A 13,779-nucleotide genomic window follows, 5' to 3' on the forward strand; every position below is an offset into this window, starting at 1 on the left:
CATGGTGAATCGAGTCGATGCCTTAGATGGAGATGATTATGTGTATGGAGGAGGGTTCGCTGATGTGTTGAAAGGCGGGAATGGCCATGACTGGATGGTTGGTGGTGATGGGGATGACCATCTCGATGGTGGAGCCGGTAACGATGTGCTGCAAGGTGGCTCAGGACGCGACTGGTTGATCGCCGGCAGTGGCAACGACAACCTGAACGGCGGAGCTGGGGATGATTTGTATGTGATCGGGATGGGAGGCGATCACAAGCAGATCAGTGACACGGACTACGTGAGTGGCAACCGTGATGTGGTGAGTTTCCATAACTTGAGATCCCAGGACATCTCCTTGGTCGAGCGTGACGGGAATCACTTGGTATTGCGTCACTCCGGTGGAGGACATGTGAAAGTGGATCAGTACTTTGCTTCTGAGATCTACCGTATCGAAGCTTTTCAATTTTCGAACGGCATTTTCTGGGAAGACAAGCAGCTGCGAGATCGCGTTGTTGTGGCTGGTGCAACCGCTGGGAATGATACCCTTGGCGGCTTCAATGATATGGTCAATCGCATCAAGGGCCTCGACGGAAATGATCTTCTGCAAGGAGGGGTTTTGCATGATGTCCTCACCGGCGGGAACGGTAATGACACGCTTAAAGGTGGTGATGGTGACGACATTCTTGATGGCGGTTCAGGCCATGATGTTCTCCATGGTGGGCGTGGCAAGGACCGCCTCGTCGCAGGCGCTGGCAACGACACGCTCGATGGAGGCGAGGGTGATGACAACTATGTGATTGTCAGGGGTGGATCGTTGAAGCGGATCACCGACTACGATCCTAATCTGCTGAACAGGGACTCGGTCACCTTCTCGAACCTGATGTCTACAGATGTTTCGTCAATACGGAGGAATGGCTTGCACTTGGAAATGAACTTCACAACCAAAGATCAGCTGACTGTTTCGAACTACTTCCTGTCCAATGAATACAGGGTTGAGGCTTTCCGATTTTCCAACGGTGTCACCTTTGGAGAGGCGCAAGTGCTGGCCCTGATCCCCCCGGCTTAGTCCCACCAGCTTTCCCCCCATCATTCGGCCTCGGCCGATAGATCGCCACCCCAATCACATCCTGCACCCGCCCCGCGTACTTCTCGAAGTTCTCGCTACGAATCACCCCCGCTCCCTCCGCCGCGTGGATCGCATCCACCACCCCGTCGCGCTTCTCCAGGAACCCCACGTGGGTCACATCCAGCCCCGGCACCTTCGTCACCAGTCCGAAGATGTCGCCGCTGCGCAGCGACGGCAGCACCCCCGGCAGAGCCGCCAGCGGGATGTAGGGCTGGTTCAGCACCAGATCCTTCTCCAGCTCCGTGATGCACTGCTTGTTGCGGGCCAGCTGCATTGGCTTGTAGCTCTTGATGTGGTTGCTCATGAAGTTGAGCGCCACCGTGCGGCGGCTGGCCCCCGGCAGGAACGGGGTGAGGTTCACCACATAGCCGTTGCGCTCGGCCGCCTCGGCCCAGCGGCTGAAGTAATGCTGCCGGCGGCAGTAGTCCACCTCGCCATCCACATAGCGCAGCCGCCGCACGTGCTGCGTGAAGCGCTCCACCCCTTCGTCCTGGGTGTCCACCTTGCGGCTGTTGCTCAGCGCCAGCAGCTGCTCCACGAACAGCAAACAGTCGAAGTTTGTGAGATCCAGCACCAGCTGTTCCTTCGGGCCGCCATCAAGGGAGAACCCCTTGAAGGGATAGTCGAGGAAGCGGCGCGCCAGCTGCACCAGCGCCTGGTTCATCGGCGCCCAGGCGGTGGCGTCGATCGCCTCCATCGCCAGCACCCGCGTTTCCCCCACGAATTTCGGTGCCGGCTCCGCCAGCGCCACACCCCCCGGCAGGGGGGGCGGCGCCGCCGCCACTCCGGAATTGGCCGGCGCGGCGTTTCGCAGCAGCAGGTTGGCCGCCGCGAAGCTCGCACCGGCGGCGATCAGCACCGTGAGGCCCAGCAGGAGAGTGGGTTTTCGCATCCAGCTGCAACCGCCGCGGCGACCCTACAGCCGCCGTCAGGCCGCGCTGCTCGCCAGCCACGTGTCCAGCCCCACCGCCGGCAGCTCGGGGCTGCTGGTGATCTCGATGATGCGGCCGCTGGCGGCCGGGTTCGCTGCCGCATCGAGGCACACCCGCGCCACCAGCCGCCGCGGAATGCTGTTGCTCTCCTGCTGGTCGGGCCCGCTGAAGCGGATCCCTTCGGCCTCGAGCCCCTCTTCGGTTTCCTTCAACCCCCCCGGGCGCACCACCGTCCAATCGAGGCCACTGGCGGCCAGCCAGCGCTCCCCCACCCCCTTCCACACCAGGATCAGCCCGAACAGGTTCAGCGGGTGCAGCCAGCGGCCGCTGCACAGGGAGCTCACCAGCACCACCCGCTTCAGCCCGGCCTCGCGGCAGGCGGCGATCTGGGAGCGGATCGCCAGGGCATCCACCTTCAACGGGCCGGCCAGATCCACCGACGGCCGTGCCCCGGTGGCGATCACCAAGGCGTCGCAGCCGGCCAGCGCCGCCGCCAGCGCCTGGCCATCGCCCAGCTCCAGGCGTACCAGCTCAGCACCAGCCAGCCCGGGCGGCACCTCTGAGCCCGGCCGCAGGATCGCCTTCACGCCCCAGCCCCGGCCCAGGGCCTCTTCCACCACCCGCCAACCCGTCTTGCCTGAAGCTCCACTCACGGCGATGCAGGTCATGGGGGGTCTGGGTCCAAAGCATTGGCCTCCATTCTCGTTGCCCGCAGGTTTGGATCGCGACAGCCAGCCAGGGGCCCCCTGGGTAGGCTGCACCCATGGCCGAAATGGTTCTCGAAGTCAATCACCTGAGCGTGCGGCGTGAGGCCGTCACGGCGGTGGATGACGTGAGCTTCCAGCTGGTGGCCGAATCCGACACGGCCCTGGTGGGTCCGAACGGGGCCGGCAAGAGCACCCTGGTGCAGGCCATCCTCGGCATCCTTCCCCGCCAGGCCGGCGAGGTGCGCTTCCTCGGCTGCAGCCTCGGCAGCCGAGGCCAGTTGCCACGGGAGCTGCGCGCCAAGCTGGCCTACCTGCCCCAGACCCTGAGTCCCCGGGGCCGCTTCCCGCTCACGGTGGCCGAATTCGTTGGCCTGGGCTGGGATCCCCCGGGTCTGGCCCTGCCCTGGCTGGGCCGCCAGGAGCGCCGCAGCGCCATCCGCGCCGCCCTGCGCAAGACCCTCTGCGCCGACCTGGCCGACCGCCTGCTCTCCGAACTTTCCGGCGGCCAGCTCAAGCGGGTGCTGCTGGCGTTCTGTGTCGTGCGCCCCCGCCGTCTGCTGGTGCTCGACGAGGCCCAGGCTGGCCTCGATGCCCGCGCCGCTGAGCAGTTCCACACCCTCCTCTACCAGCTGCGGCGCAGCGAGGGCTGGACGATCCTGCAGGTCTCGCACGATCTGGAGATGGTGCGCCGCACCTGCGACGGCGTGCTCTGCCTGAACCGCAGCCTGCGCTGCCACGGCACCCCCGACCACGCCCTCAGCCCCAACCGGCTGGCCCAGATCTATGGCCCGGGCTTCGTTCCCTACCACCACCGCCACCCACCCCACCGGCCCCCCCACGCCGAGGAAAGCCCGCCGGTCTGAACGGCTCCCTCAGCGGGATGCGGGAGCCGCCGGCAGGGGTTGGCCGAAGTTGGTGGGTTGCTGGTAAAGCCAGCGCAGGGTGGCCCGATCACGCCCGCTGAGCTCAAGCACCGGCCGGGCCCCGGGAACGGCCGCCATGGCGTCGGCGGGATCGTCGCTGTGGCCCCACAGCCCGAAGGCATGGCCCAGCTCATGCAGGGCGTTGGCCTCGGTGGCCTCCGGCCGCTGGCCAGGGCTGATCTGCACCAACACCTGGGGCTCCAGGATCCAGCCGGCCCCCCGATCCACCGCCACCAACGCCAGCTGGGCCCGGCCATGGCTGGCCCGGGTGCGGCCATTCGGCTCCCTGAGCAGGGGCGGACGCCGCCGCAGGATCCGCACCTGGGCCGCCGCCGGATCCTCCACCCGGGTGATCGCCAGGTCCTGCTGCCATTGGCCCAGGGCCCGCTCCACCGCGCCGAGCCAGAGCGCGTCCCAGCGTTGGCCCGCTCCGCCCGTCGCCGCCGGCTCCACCCACACGCACCAGTGATCCAGCCGGGGCCAGCCGAAGCCCGTGGGCCGCAGCAGTTGGCGGTAGTCCTCGCCTGTGGCTGGTGCCGCGGCGGCTGTGGCGGCGGGCGTGCTCGGCGTTTCCGCGATGGCGCGGGTGGCCATAGCCGCCCTGCAAGGTGGCGTGGCGGCCTGCAGCGGCGCCGCCAGCAGCAGCAGCGCCGGCACCAAGCCGGCCGCCAGCACGCGGTGGGGCCGGCCCATCAGCCCGCCAGTCCGACTCCGCGGGCCATCAGGGAGGCCATCAGGGGGATGGCGGCAAAGCCCACCAGCTCGATGTTGAGCACCCAGCGCAGGCGGTTGGCCAGGGCCTCGCTCACCTGGGGCAGCTCCCCCTTGCGCAGCGGAATCGCCCAGAGGATGTAGGTGATGGTGGGGTAGAGGGAGAGGGCGCCCACCGCCAGGTAGGTGCCCACCTTCCACCAGAACAGGGGATTCTCGGTGTAGAAGCTGGTGCCCTGGCCGAAATACAGCACCCGCAGAATGCCGCTGAGCAGCACCCCCAGGGCGGCCAGGCCGTAGGTCACGTCCGTGATCACCATCAGGATCGCGTCCTTGCGATCCGGGTCGGGCCGGATCAGGCGCCGCTCCAGCACCAGGGCGCCGAAGCAGACCATGAAGCTCAGGTAGTGCACGTAGGCCACCCCGGCGCTGGAGAGCACTTCGGAGGGGATGGAGAGAAGCCCGGCCATCGGCTGGTGTCAGGTGGTCGCTCCGGACGGTAGCGGCTGGGTCGTTGCCCCCGGGTCCGAGGCTGTGGTCGCTGTGCAGGCCAGTCTGAAATCAGCAGAGAAAAGAGCGAATCAGGTGGCTTTATGCGCAAGACGCAACGGAACACTGAAGGCTTTCTGTTTGTTTCAGGAACATCCAGAAACAACCGTAGGTTCAACTCATCGATTCAGAGGCTCCATGGCGAGTTCCCTCAGTGCCTTTCTCGGCGAGATCGGCCGCCATCAGCTGCTCACCCCTGAGCAGGAGCTCACCCTAGGGCGAAAAGTGCAGGCGATGGTCAGCCTCCAGGAACGCTGTGCCCAGGCGGGCGGCACGGGTCCGGCCTGCGAGTACAACGATCTTGAAAAGCGCACCTTGCGCACCGGCGAGCGAGCAAAACAGCAAATGGTGACAGCCAATCTGCGGCTGGTCGTCAATCTCGCCAAGCGTTACCAAGGTAAGGGCCTTGATCTACTTGATCTGATCCAGGAAGGCACCATCGGACTGACCCGCGCGGTCGAAAAGTTTGATCCCACCCGTGGTCACCGTTTCAGCACCTACGCCTACTGGTGGATCCGTCAGGGTCTGAACCGGGCTCTCTCCACCCAGAGCCGCACGATCCGCATTCCCGTCAACGTCAACGAGAAGCTCACCCGGCTGCGGGCCGCCAAGGCGCGCCATCTCCAGTCCCACGGCCATTCCCCCAACGCCGGGGAGCTGGCCACCGCCATGGGGCTGCCGGTGGCCGAGGTCGAAGATCTGCTGGGCTGCGAGCTGCGCAGCGTCACGGTCAGCCTGCAGGGGGCCGTGCGCTCCAAGGCCGACCCCTCCGAGCTGGTGGACGTGCTGCCCAGCCATGAGCCAGCGCCGATGGAGATGGCCGAGCAGGCCGAGCGCACCGAGTCGGTCTGGACGCTGCTGGAGAAGTCCAACCTCACCCCCAAGGAGCGCACGGTGGTGCTGCTGCGTTTCGGGCTTGATGGCAGCCGCGAGTGGCGCACCCTGGCCGAGGTGGCCCGGCAGCTGGAATGCAGCCGCGAATACTGCCGCCAGGTGGTGCAGCGGGCCCTGCGCAAGCTGCGCAAGACCGGCATCGAAAGCGGCCTGGTGGAGGAGTGAATGGAGGGGGATCCACCCCTCGTTGATCAGGTTGCGTGGCCCACAGAATGAATGGACGCCCAACCCGTTGGCGTGTCCCTTCCCCCGAGCAGATCGCCATGGCTGTTGCTCCCGCCGATCAAGCCCCCGTCGACGCCGAGGTGCTCGAGAGCGCGGTGCTTGATGAGGCGCTGCTGGTGCGGCTGCTGCGCCGGGCCGGCCGCACCATCGCCCGCCCCGCCTTCGAGTGCGTGGAGCTCCTGCTGGATGGCGGCACCCCTCCCCAGGTGCGGCTCACCGTGCTGGCGGCCCTCACCTACCTGCTGCTGCCCCTCGATGTGATCCCCGATTTCATCCCGGCGGCCGGCTTCAGTGATGACATGGTGGCGCTGACGGCCTTGCTGGGGCTCTGCGGAACCCACCGCACGCCGGCGATCCGCGCCCGGGCCCAGAGCCGGCTGGATCGCTGGTTCCCCCTCTACCGCCAGCAGGGGTAGCGTCTGGCCATGCCAGCGTCCGCCCCCTCCCTCAGCCCGGAGCAGCTCGACGAGCTCCAGAGCCTTCTCAAGGACTGGTTGCGGCTCACCGGCCGCACCCAGTCCGACCTGCGTCGGGCCCTGAGGGCCGGTTCGATCCGCATGCCCGTGCTGCTTGAGGAGCTGCACCGCACCTGGAGCCGCCAGGGCGCGGCGGGCCTGGCCGAACGCCTCTGTGCCATTGAGGCCCAGTGGCTGGCCGAGGAGCCCGGCGAGGACGGCGCCTTCGACGCCACCGCTGGGCGGCTGGACGATTCGATGGGCCAGCTCGACCTGCTGCTGCAGGAAATCCGCGGCGACAGCGGCAGCTGACGCACTGCACGCGCTGTGCTGGCGGGCCAGGCGACCAGCCACCAGAGTGGGGTCTGACCGATCCTGCGGCCCCGCGCCGACGCCCACCACCATGAACGCCACCGCCGTCCCAACCCGCGTCTTCCCCTGGTCCATGCGGGCCGCCGCTGCCCTGGTGGTCGGCTTGAGCTTCACCGGTGCGGCCCAGGCCCAGGTGGAGTCCTTCATGCTCAAGCGTGGCAGCAGCGTGGGGCCGGAAACCCAGATCAAGCCCACCAACTGCGTCACCAGCCCGGATGGCTCGATCACCTGCGACACGGTGATCGAAAATTCCCCCAGTGACACCCCGGCCAAACCCAACTACCAGCCGTTCAAGAACTGATGCGACGCCTGAAGGGGATCTTCCAGGACACGATCTTTCTCAGCCTGATCGACCGGGGTGAGCGCCTGGTGGCCAAGTTGCTGGCCGTGATGCTGTTCCTGGTGCTGGCGGTGGCGGCCCTGAAGTTCTCCTTCGAGGTCGTCCTGCAGTTGCTCGACCCATCCCGGCGCTGGGTGGGCGAAGGCCTCATCGCCGTGCTCGGGGATCTGCTCAACCTGCTGATCGCCATCGAGGTGCTGCAGAACATCACCTCCTATCTGCGTCGCCATGTGGTGCAGATCGAATTGGTGCTGCTCACCGCCATCACGGCCGTGGCCCGGAAGGTGATCGTGCTTCCCCCGAACGCCGAGGACAAGCCGCTGCTGGTGGTGGGTCTGGGGGTGGCCGTGCTGTGCCTGGCGGCGGCCTTCTGGATGGTGCGCCAGGTCAGTGAGCCGGACGTCAGTGAGCGGGATGGGGTGGCCAGAACAGGGCCAGCCAGATCGTTCCAGGAAGCGGGTCACTCGCCAGCAGCCGGTGCCGACGGCCCGCACTGATCAGCAGGGCCTCACCGCAGGCCAGGGCACGGGGTTCGGCCTCATCGGCGAACTGCAACCGGGCACTGCCCTGCAGCAGCAGCACCCACTCGTGCTCCGTCTGGTCGTACCAGAAGCCCTCCGGGCTGGAGGCGCTGCAGGAGTGGATCCGCTCCAACCGCAGCTGCGGGGTCTGCAGCAGCAGGGTGGTGACTTCCCCCCCAGCGGCGGGGCACGGGCTCCGTACCAGGGAGGCACTGGAAGCCCCTCCAGAGCTGGCTTCGGCCCCGTCGCCCGCTGGTGGCTCGCCCCAGCGGCGGCCGATTTCGAAGCCGCAGGAGCGGGCCAGGGCCACCACCTGATGGTGATCGCCACAGTCGCGCAGGGCTTGGCGCAGGGCGGGGTCGGCCTCGCTCAGGGCCACGAAGGCATTGAGCTGGCGCACCTTCTCCAGGAACTGCTGCAGCTGGGCTTCGGCCATGGGGGAGGTGCTCAGGCGTCAGAGCAGATCCTTGCCCATCCGCCAGCGCAGGAAGGAGACGCCGCCCAGGATCACCGTTTCTTCGGCGTCCACCACCCAGCCCCGCCGCTCCAGCAGCGGCCGTGACAGCTGGCTGGCCTCGGTGCGCAGGCGGCTCACCCCCTGGGTGCGGGCGTGCTGCTCCAAGGCCTCCAGCAGGGCGCCAGCCCGTCCCTGGCGGCTGGCGCGGCCCCGGCAGTAGAGCAGGGCGAGCCGGTCGATGGGATCGAGAAGGGCAAACGCTTCGATGATCGTGTCGTCGTCGTTGGCACAGCTCACCAACCCATGGCCCCGTAGCAGTGACGACCGGAAGCCATCATTGCGGCTCGCCTGTTGTGACCAGGCCTCGATCTGTGACGGGCTGTAGAGGTTGCCGGCCTGGCTGATGACCGCCTCGTGATAGACAGCGACCAGCTGCTGGCAATCATCGGGCCGGAGTGGACGGATCGGCAGCATCGTGGCCGTGAATGTGCATGGATTGTCGCCGCTTTCGGCAGCAGGCTGATGGTGCTGGTGTATGCTTTAGTTCTAACCTCACTCACGACACCGCGTACATACCATGCTGACTGGATCGGAATTGCTTGCCAAGGTCAAGGAACTCGGCGATGTCGGCAAGTCCGAGATCGTTCGGGCCTGTGGCTATGTTTCCACCAAGAAGGATGGCGCCGAGCGCCTGAACTTCACCGCCTTCTACGAGGCCCTGCTTGAGGCCAAAGGCGTCGAGTTCGGTGCGGCCGGCAAGGTGGGCAAAGGTGGGCGCAAACTCAGCTATGTGGCCACGGTGCAGGGCAACGGCAATCTGCTGATCGGCAAGGCCTATACCGCCATGCTTGATCTCAAGCCCGGCGATGAGTTCGAGATCAAGCTCGGCCGCAAACAGATCCGCCTGATCCCCGCCGGCAGCGCCGACGAAGAGGATTGATTCGCTGGCGCCCGCTGCTGTCGGCGCTGGTGGCCCTGCTCCTGGTGCTGGCCGTGATCCTGCCGCCACCGGCCCTTGGCTTCCCAGGGCCAAGCTTCGCTTTGGAGGCCAGCGATTCCGCGCTCGCAAGTCTCACCACTGGCGCCGAGCTGTTTGAGGCCCACTGCATCGGCTGCCATGTCCAGGGCGGCAACATCCTTCGCCGCAGCAAGACATTGAAGCTGGCAGCGCTGGAGCGCAATGGCGCCGCCGACCCGGCGGTGATTGCCACGATTGCCGCCGCAGGGATCGGCCAGATGGGCGGCTACGGCGAAGCCCTCGGTGATGGCGGGGCCGAGGCGGTGGCCGCCTGGGTGTGGCAGCAGGCCCAGGCGGGCTGGCCCCGCGGCTGAAGCTGATCCCGTGACGTGACGTCGCTGCACCCGCTACGCCTGGGCGGGGCTCAGAAGGCCTGGATCCAGGGATAGATCTCCACGGCCGTCCAGATGCCCTGGCGCCAGTAGATGTCCCCTTTGACGAGGTTCTCCACCGTCTCCAGCTCGTCGGCTTCGTAGAGGCCGAAGACGTGGCTGGCGTCGACCGTGGGCCCCAAGGTGAGCAGCACGCCCTCCTCTTTCTGGCGTTGCAGTCCAGCCAGATGCTCGTCGCGGTAGGGGGTGCGCTGCTCGAGGGCGTCGGCGCAGTAGGTGCCCCAGAGGACGAATTTCATGGGCCGCAGGGTGGGGGGTGAACGTCCCTCAGCCTTTCATTCTCCGCGCCCTTCATTGCATTGTTGAAACACCAGCAGGCGGTTGTTGGCCGGCATCGCCGCATCGGCCTGCAGATGCAGCCCCAGCTGAGCGGCTTCGACCTGTAGCTCCTCGGCGTCACGCACCCCCATGGCCGGATCGATCTGGCGCAAGTGGAGGTCGAAGGCCCCGTTGCTCGCGGCGGTGTGGCCATGGCCGTAGCGAAAGGGGCCGTAGATCAGCAGCAGGCCATCGGCGGTCAGGACCCGGGCACTGCCGGCCAGCAGGTGGGGCACGGCGGCCGCCGGCATGATGTGCAGCGTGTTCGCCGTGAACACAGCCTCGAAGGGCCCGGCTGGCCAGTGGGCCTCGGTCACATCCAGCACCAGCGGCGGCGCCACCCGGGCCCCCGGGGCCAGCCCCGCCTGGCCCTCCAGGGCGATGCGTCCGGCCAATCCAGCCAGGGATTCGGAGCGCTCACTGGGCTGCCAGCACACCCCCGGCAGGTGGCGCGCCATGTGGATGGCGTGCTGGCCGCTGCCCGACCCCACCTCCAGCACCCGGGCTTCCGGGGGTATCCACCGGCGCAGCAGCGTCAGGATTGGCTCCTGGTTGCGCAGGCAGGCGGGAGAAAAAGGCAGTTCCAGTTCCAGTTCCAGCTCCATCCCATCATGAGGAGATCATCTCCCCACCTTGCGAGGTTGTCCCATGGGTGTTCCATCTCTAACCGCCACGTCTGTGCTTGTCCCGGCGTCGTTGGTCGCGGCGCTGGCGCTGCTGCTGTCGTTGAGCGCCTGCGCCCCTGTGCTGTAGCTCGGCTAAAGCGGCTGATCGAGGGCGGCGCGCAGCTCGGCGGCGAAGGCACCGGCATCAGCGGCCACATCGGCTCCGCTCTGGTGGGCCTGGGCCATGCGGCGGACCAGGGCGCTGCCCACGATGGCGCCGTCGCCGCCCCAGCGGCGCACCTGCAGAGCCTGCTCGCCGGTGGCGATGCCGAAGCCCACGGCCACAGGTGTGGGGCCCAGCTCCCGCAGCTGTTGCACCAGCGGTCCCACCCGCGTTTCCAGGCTGGTGCGCACCCCCGTCACCCCGGTGACGCTCACCAGGTAGGTGAAGCCGCGGCTGGCGGTGTGGATGCGGGCCATGCGTTCGGCCGGGGTGTTGGGGGCCACCAGCAACACCAGATCCAGACCATGGCCGGCTGCGATGCCGGAGAGTTTCTGGGCCTCCTCCAGGGGCAGATCCGGCACCACCAGGCCGGCGGCACCGGCGGCGGCGGCCTCGCGGCAGAAGCTCTCCATGCCCCGGTTGAGCAGGGGGTTGCTGTAGGTGAACAGCACCACCGGCAGGGTCAGCTGGCCCCGCAGGGACTCCAGCATCGCCAGCACCCGGCCAGGGGTGGTGCCGGAGGCCAGGGCCCGGCTGGCGGCGGCCTGGATCACCGGGCCATCCGCCAGCGGATCGCTGTAGGGGATGCCCAGTTCGATCAGATCGGCGCCGGCGGCCTGCAGGGCCAGCAGGCTGGCGGCGGTGATCGACAGATCCGGATCCCCTGCCATCAGAAAGGGCATCAGGGCGCAGCGCCCCTTGGCCCGCAGGGCGGCGAAGCGCTGCTGGATCGGCGTGGGGGTGGTGGCAGGGCCGGCGGTGGCGGCGACGCTCATCGGGCCGGAGTCAGGACGGTGCCCCTGAGCCTATGGGGTCGTCCTCACATGTCGGCATCGGCCTGCAGCTGGCCCACCTCGGCCAGCAGCCTGGCCTGCTCCTCGGGGCTCATGGCGTCGAACTTGCGCTGCAGCTCCTCGTCGGTGACGGCGTCGTAGGCGGCCCGATAGCGGCGCCGCTGCTCCATGTAGGTCATCTTGCCGCCCACCACCCGCACCAGGTAACTGGCGGTCCACCCCAGCACCACGAGCATCAGCAGCGCCGAAGCGGCGATACCGGGGGAGAAGCCCTCCAGGCCGCTGGAGCGAAACACCCAGTAGCCGCCCCCGCCAATGCCGAACACCACAAAGCCCAGCAGGATCGCCTGTGCGCGGGTCACGGATCAGGCCTCGCCCTGGCCCGCCATGCGCAGGTTGAGGAAGGGGGAGAACAGGATCAGCCCCGGGAAGAACAGGAACACCAGGCCGTAGATGGCCGTGCGCTCGATCTTGCCCATGACGGTCCAGCGCTTGTGCATCCACCAGTAGAGGGCCAGGGGCACCACCACCAGGTATGCCCCGGCCAGAGCCAGATAGGCGCCGATCACCAGCAGGGTGTCGAGCGAAAGGCTGCTCAGAGGTCCGCTCAGGGCCACCGGGGTTGCGCGAAGTGGGGCGAATCTAGGATCCCCGTGCGGGGGCATGGCGAAATTGGTAGACGCAGCGGACTTAAAATCCGCAGGCTGCAAGGCTGTGGGGGTTCAAGTCCCCCTGCCCCCATCGCTGAGATTCGGGCCCCGAACTCTGGTCTGGCACTCAGGACAAAAGTTCATCACTAACTGTGTCTGTGGCTCTCCACACGCAGCGGTTCCACGGTCTTCCCCTGCGGCACCATCCCGCCTAGACCGAAGCCATCGTGGGATCCCGAAGTTGGTTCATGTCGCTCCGCTGCTGGCCGCCACCTGTCTGGCGGGTTTTGCCCTGTTGCAGTTGCTGTTCAGCATCGGCACCTTGTGAGGATCGCCATGGCCCCTGCCCGCTTCCGCCATGAAGGTGATCGTTGATCTCTGTGTGGTGCCGATCGGTGTGGGGGTGAGCCTGGCCTCCTACGTGGCCACCTGCGAGCGGGTGCTGCAGCAGGCCGGGCTGACGATCCGGCTGCACCCCAATGGCACCGCCATCGAGGGGGAGTGGGCGCCGGTGATGGCGGCGATCGAGGCCTGCCATGCCGCCGTGCATGCCATGGGCTGCCCGCGGATCTTCACCACCGTGACCATCAACACCCGCACCGACCGGGACCAGAGCCTCGACGACAAGCTGGCCAGCGTGCAGGCGCTGCTGGTGGGAAACTTGAGTGCTTTTTAGGCGCCTGCGGGCAGGGCTGACGATGGATCCAGCCGCGTCCAATGGCGTCGGAAGCTTCGGCATCCTGCTGTTCCCCGGGGTGGAGGAGCTCGACGCCATCGGACCCTGGGAGATGGCCGCCCTGTGGGCGCGTCAGCCCGGAGGCCCCAGGGAGTGCCTGATGATCGGCCAGGGCGAGGCTCCGATCACCTGCGCCAAGGGGCTGGTGCTGCTGCCCCAGGCCAGCTTCGCCACGGCTCCGCCCCTGGAGGTGCTGCTGGTGCCGGGCGGCCTGGGCACCCGCACGCAGGTGAACAATGCCGAGCTGATCGCCTTCATCCGCCAGCAGGCGACCCGTTGCCGGGCGGTGCTTTCGGTCTGCACCGGCGCGTTCCTGCTGCATGCCGCCGGCCTGCTCAGTGGCAAGCGGGCCACCACCCACTGGGCCTCCCTGGAGCGCCTGCGGGCCCTCGGCGATGTGGAGGTGGTGGAAGAGCGCTTCACCCGGGATGGAGCCATCTGGACGGCGGCCGGCATCTCGTCTGGGATTGATCTCACCCTGCAATTCATTGCTGAAACGGCAGGAGAAGAGGTGGCCGCCGAGGTGCAACTGGAGGCCGAATATTTCCCTTCCTCGAAGATCTATGGGTCTGCCGCCAGCGGTGGCAAAGGAGCAGACTATTTCCGGACATCGTGACCGGACAAAGTGACCGAAAACCGTGAACTGAAGTTAAACGATGGGATAGGTGTTTCCACTCATCTTGGTGGCGACTCTTTCTGATTAGGATGAGTCAAAAGAGGAAGAAATCCAGTGACTACCTGTGAATTATCCAGCACAAGTACCTACGCCCAGCCCAATGCCGCCCAGCCCAATGCCACAGAAGCTCTGCATCGGGTGAAAGATCTAGCCCTGCGTGATCCGTTGTTCTC

The 13,779-nt window shown here is 67.0% G+C and carries 22 protein-coding genes and 1 tRNA gene; 12 read left to right on the forward strand and 11 right to left on the reverse strand.

Features of this window, described 5'->3' with window-relative positions:
• Window positions 1-1,048 (forward strand): calcium-binding protein (locus KQ305_RS14295; protein ID WP_311134363.1); only part of this gene is annotated, 1,048 nt, incomplete at its 5' end.
• On the opposite strand, the gene KQ305_RS14300 is transcribed toward KQ305_RS14295, so the two are convergent.
• Entirely contained in the window at window positions 1,002-2,000 is a 999-nt protein-coding gene (locus KQ305_RS14300) for a DUF1460 domain-containing protein (protein ID WP_259726075.1), read from the reverse strand. The two genes, KQ305_RS14295 and KQ305_RS14300, sit on opposite strands and share 47 nt — an antisense overlap.
• Before the next feature lie 36 nt (window positions 2,001-2,036).
• Complete coding sequence (locus tag KQ305_RS14305) at window positions 2,037-2,708, reverse strand: SDR family oxidoreductase (RefSeq protein WP_259726076.1); 672 nt, start codon at window positions 2,706-2,708, stop codon at window positions 2,037-2,039.
• 95 nt (window positions 2,709-2,803) lie between these two features.
• On the opposite strand from KQ305_RS14305, the gene KQ305_RS14310 reads away from it, so the two are divergent.
• On the forward strand, window positions 2,804-3,610 hold the full coding sequence (locus tag KQ305_RS14310) for a metal ABC transporter ATP-binding protein (RefSeq protein ID WP_259726077.1): 807 nt from the start codon (window positions 2,804-2,806) through the stop codon (window positions 3,608-3,610).
• 9 nt (window positions 3,611-3,619) lie between these two features.
• On the opposite strand, the gene KQ305_RS14315 is transcribed toward KQ305_RS14310, so the two are convergent.
• Window positions 3,620-4,363 carry a peptidase gene (locus tag KQ305_RS14315; protein ID WP_259726078.1) on the reverse strand — a complete coding sequence of 248 codons (744 nt, stop codon included), beginning with the start codon at window positions 4,361-4,363 and terminating at the stop codon, window positions 3,620-3,622.
• Entirely contained in the window at window positions 4,363-4,851 is a 489-nt protein-coding gene (locus KQ305_RS14320) for a DUF2214 family protein (RefSeq protein ID WP_259726079.1), read from the reverse strand. The genes KQ305_RS14315 and KQ305_RS14320 overlap by 1 nt, the downstream gene beginning before the upstream one ends.
• Before the next feature lie 217 nt (window positions 4,852-5,068).
• On the opposite strand from KQ305_RS14320, the gene KQ305_RS14325 reads away from it, so the two are divergent.
• The 5 genes from KQ305_RS14325 (at window position 5,069) to KQ305_RS14345 (ending at window position 7,713) form a co-directional block, all read left to right on the forward strand.
• On the forward strand, window positions 5,069-5,989 hold the full coding sequence (locus KQ305_RS14325; protein WP_259726080.1) for a sigma-70 family RNA polymerase sigma factor: 921 nt from the start codon (window positions 5,069-5,071) through the stop codon (window positions 5,987-5,989).
• A gap of 98 nt (window positions 5,990-6,087) precedes the next feature.
• Window positions 6,088-6,465 (forward strand): YkvA family protein, encoded by a 378-nt coding sequence (locus KQ305_RS14330; protein ID WP_259726081.1) that lies wholly within the window; start codon window positions 6,088-6,090, stop codon window positions 6,463-6,465.
• A 9-nt stretch (window positions 6,466-6,474) separates the two neighbouring features.
• Window positions 6,475-6,816, forward strand: a complete 342-nt coding sequence (locus KQ305_RS14335; RefSeq protein ID WP_259726082.1) for a hypothetical protein — start codon at window positions 6,475-6,477, stop codon at window positions 6,814-6,816.
• Window positions 6,817-6,907: 91 nt separating this feature from the next.
• Window positions 6,908-7,177 carry a hypothetical protein gene (locus tag KQ305_RS14340; protein ID WP_259726083.1) on the forward strand — a complete coding sequence of 90 codons (270 nt, stop codon included), beginning with the start codon at window positions 6,908-6,910 and terminating at the stop codon, window positions 7,175-7,177.
• Window positions 7,177-7,713 (forward strand): phosphate-starvation-inducible PsiE family protein, encoded by a 537-nt coding sequence (locus KQ305_RS14345; protein WP_259726084.1) that lies wholly within the window; start codon window positions 7,177-7,179, stop codon window positions 7,711-7,713. The genes KQ305_RS14340 and KQ305_RS14345 overlap by 1 nt, the downstream gene beginning before the upstream one ends.
• Here KQ305_RS14345 and KQ305_RS14350 read toward each other — a convergent pair.
• A complete protein-coding gene (locus KQ305_RS14350; RefSeq protein WP_259726085.1) occupies window positions 7,619-8,173 on the reverse strand; it encodes a Nif11 domain/cupin domain-containing protein in 555 nt (184 codons plus the stop codon). The two genes, KQ305_RS14345 and KQ305_RS14350, sit on opposite strands and share 95 nt — an antisense overlap.
• A gap of 18 nt (window positions 8,174-8,191) precedes the next feature.
• Entirely contained in the window at window positions 8,192-8,668 is a 477-nt protein-coding gene (locus KQ305_RS14355; protein ID WP_259726086.1) for a GNAT family N-acetyltransferase, read from the reverse strand.
• A gap of 103 nt (window positions 8,669-8,771) precedes the next feature.
• Between KQ305_RS14355 and KQ305_RS14360 the strand changes: the two genes are divergently transcribed.
• The gene (locus KQ305_RS14360) at window positions 8,772-9,134 is read left to right on the forward strand and encodes an AbrB family transcriptional regulator (protein WP_216909975.1); all 363 of its coding nucleotides are present in this window, start codon (window positions 8,772-8,774) and stop codon (window positions 9,132-9,134) included.
• On the forward strand, window positions 9,131-9,526 hold the full coding sequence (locus KQ305_RS14365) for a c-type cytochrome (RefSeq protein WP_259726087.1): 396 nt from the start codon (window positions 9,131-9,133) through the stop codon (window positions 9,524-9,526). Before KQ305_RS14360 ends, KQ305_RS14365 begins: the two co-directional genes overlap by 4 nt.
• Before the next feature lie 50 nt (window positions 9,527-9,576).
• Here the strand turns inward: KQ305_RS14365 and KQ305_RS14370 are convergent, their stop codons facing one another.
• From KQ305_RS14370 to KQ305_RS14390, 5 genes are all read right to left on the reverse strand, one after another.
• Window positions 9,577-9,843, reverse strand: coding sequence for a YciI family protein (locus KQ305_RS14370; RefSeq protein ID WP_259726088.1), 267 nt, complete (start codon window positions 9,841-9,843; stop codon window positions 9,577-9,579).
• Between the two features lie 36 nt (window positions 9,844-9,879).
• Window positions 9,880-10,527: a class I SAM-dependent methyltransferase gene (locus KQ305_RS14375; RefSeq protein WP_259726089.1), complete on the reverse strand. Its 648-nt coding sequence runs from the start codon at window positions 10,525-10,527 to the stop codon at window positions 9,880-9,882.
• Between the two features lie 153 nt (window positions 10,528-10,680).
• Window positions 10,681-11,526, reverse strand: a complete 846-nt coding sequence (gene trpA, locus KQ305_RS14380) for a tryptophan synthase subunit alpha (protein ID WP_259726090.1) — start codon at window positions 11,524-11,526, stop codon at window positions 10,681-10,683.
• A 44-nt stretch (window positions 11,527-11,570) separates the two neighbouring features.
• Window positions 11,571-11,906 (reverse strand): DUF3007 family protein, encoded by a 336-nt coding sequence (locus KQ305_RS14385; RefSeq protein ID WP_259726091.1) that lies wholly within the window; start codon window positions 11,904-11,906, stop codon window positions 11,571-11,573.
• 3 nt (window positions 11,907-11,909) lie between these two features.
• Window positions 11,910-12,161, reverse strand: a complete 252-nt coding sequence (locus KQ305_RS14390) for an NAD(P)H-quinone oxidoreductase subunit L (RefSeq protein ID WP_259726092.1) — start codon at window positions 12,159-12,161, stop codon at window positions 11,910-11,912.
• 40 nt (window positions 12,162-12,201) lie between these two features.
• On the opposite strand from KQ305_RS14390, the gene KQ305_RS14395 reads away from it, so the two are divergent.
• From KQ305_RS14395 to KQ305_RS14405, 3 genes are all read left to right on the forward strand, one after another.
• Window positions 12,202-12,285, forward strand: a tRNA-Leu gene (locus KQ305_RS14395).
• Between the two features lie 267 nt (window positions 12,286-12,552).
• The gene (locus tag KQ305_RS14400) at window positions 12,553-12,870 is read left to right on the forward strand and encodes an MTH1187 family thiamine-binding protein (protein ID WP_259726093.1); all 318 of its coding nucleotides are present in this window, start codon (window positions 12,553-12,555) and stop codon (window positions 12,868-12,870) included.
• Window positions 12,871-12,892: 22 nt separating this feature from the next.
• Complete coding sequence (locus tag KQ305_RS14405) at window positions 12,893-13,546, forward strand: DJ-1/PfpI family protein (RefSeq protein WP_259726094.1); 654 nt, start codon at window positions 12,893-12,895, stop codon at window positions 13,544-13,546.
• The last annotated feature ends 233 nt before the right edge of the window (window positions 13,547-13,779 follow it).

Source organism: Synechococcus sp. CS-1332, from assembly GCF_025127995.1.
GTDB lineage: Bacteria > Cyanobacteriota > Cyanobacteriia > PCC-6307 > Cyanobiaceae > Cyanobium.

Coding starts and splice junctions, on each gene's coding strand:
- KQ305_RS14300 (WP_259726075.1), bottom strand. CDS start 2,000: ATGCGAAAACCCACTCTCCTGCTGGGCCTCACGGTGCTGATCGCCGCC.
- KQ305_RS14305 (WP_259726076.1), bottom strand. CDS start 2,708: ATGACCTGCATCGCCGTGAGTGGAGCTTCAGGCAAGACGGGTTGGCGG.
- KQ305_RS14310 (WP_259726077.1), top strand. CDS start 2,804: ATGGCCGAAATGGTTCTCGAAGTCAATCACCTGAGCGTGCGGCGTGAG.
- KQ305_RS14315 (WP_259726078.1), bottom strand. CDS start 4,363: ATGGGCCGGCCCCACCGCGTGCTGGCGGCCGGCTTGGTGCCGGCGCTG.
- KQ305_RS14320 (WP_259726079.1), bottom strand. CDS start 4,851: ATGGCCGGGCTTCTCTCCATCCCCTCCGAAGTGCTCTCCAGCGCCGGG.
- KQ305_RS14325 (WP_259726080.1), top strand. CDS start 5,069: ATGGCGAGTTCCCTCAGTGCCTTTCTCGGCGAGATCGGCCGCCATCAG.
- KQ305_RS14330 (WP_259726081.1), top strand. CDS start 6,088: ATGGCTGTTGCTCCCGCCGATCAAGCCCCCGTCGACGCCGAGGTGCTC.
- KQ305_RS14335 (WP_259726082.1), top strand. CDS start 6,475: ATGCCAGCGTCCGCCCCCTCCCTCAGCCCGGAGCAGCTCGACGAGCTC.
- KQ305_RS14340 (WP_259726083.1), top strand. CDS start 6,908: ATGAACGCCACCGCCGTCCCAACCCGCGTCTTCCCCTGGTCCATGCGG.
- KQ305_RS14345 (WP_259726084.1), top strand. CDS start 7,177: ATGCGACGCCTGAAGGGGATCTTCCAGGACACGATCTTTCTCAGCCTG.
- KQ305_RS14350 (WP_259726085.1), bottom strand. CDS start 8,173: ATGGCCGAAGCCCAGCTGCAGCAGTTCCTGGAGAAGGTGCGCCAGCTC.
- KQ305_RS14355 (WP_259726086.1), bottom strand. CDS start 8,668: ATGCTGCCGATCCGTCCACTCCGGCCCGATGATTGCCAGCAGCTGGTC.
- KQ305_RS14360 (WP_216909975.1), top strand. CDS start 8,772: ATGCTGACTGGATCGGAATTGCTTGCCAAGGTCAAGGAACTCGGCGAT.
- KQ305_RS14370 (WP_259726088.1), bottom strand. CDS start 9,843: ATGAAATTCGTCCTCTGGGGCACCTACTGCGCCGACGCCCTCGAGCAG.
- KQ305_RS14375 (WP_259726089.1), bottom strand. CDS start 10,527: ATGGAGCTGGAACTGGAACTGGAACTGCCTTTTTCTCCCGCCTGCCTG.
- trpA (WP_259726090.1), bottom strand. CDS start 11,526: ATGAGCGTCGCCGCCACCGCCGGCCCTGCCACCACCCCCACGCCGATC.
- KQ305_RS14400 (WP_259726093.1), top strand. CDS start 12,553: ATGAAGGTGATCGTTGATCTCTGTGTGGTGCCGATCGGTGTGGGGGTG.
- KQ305_RS14405 (WP_259726094.1), top strand. CDS start 12,893: ATGGATCCAGCCGCGTCCAATGGCGTCGGAAGCTTCGGCATCCTGCTG.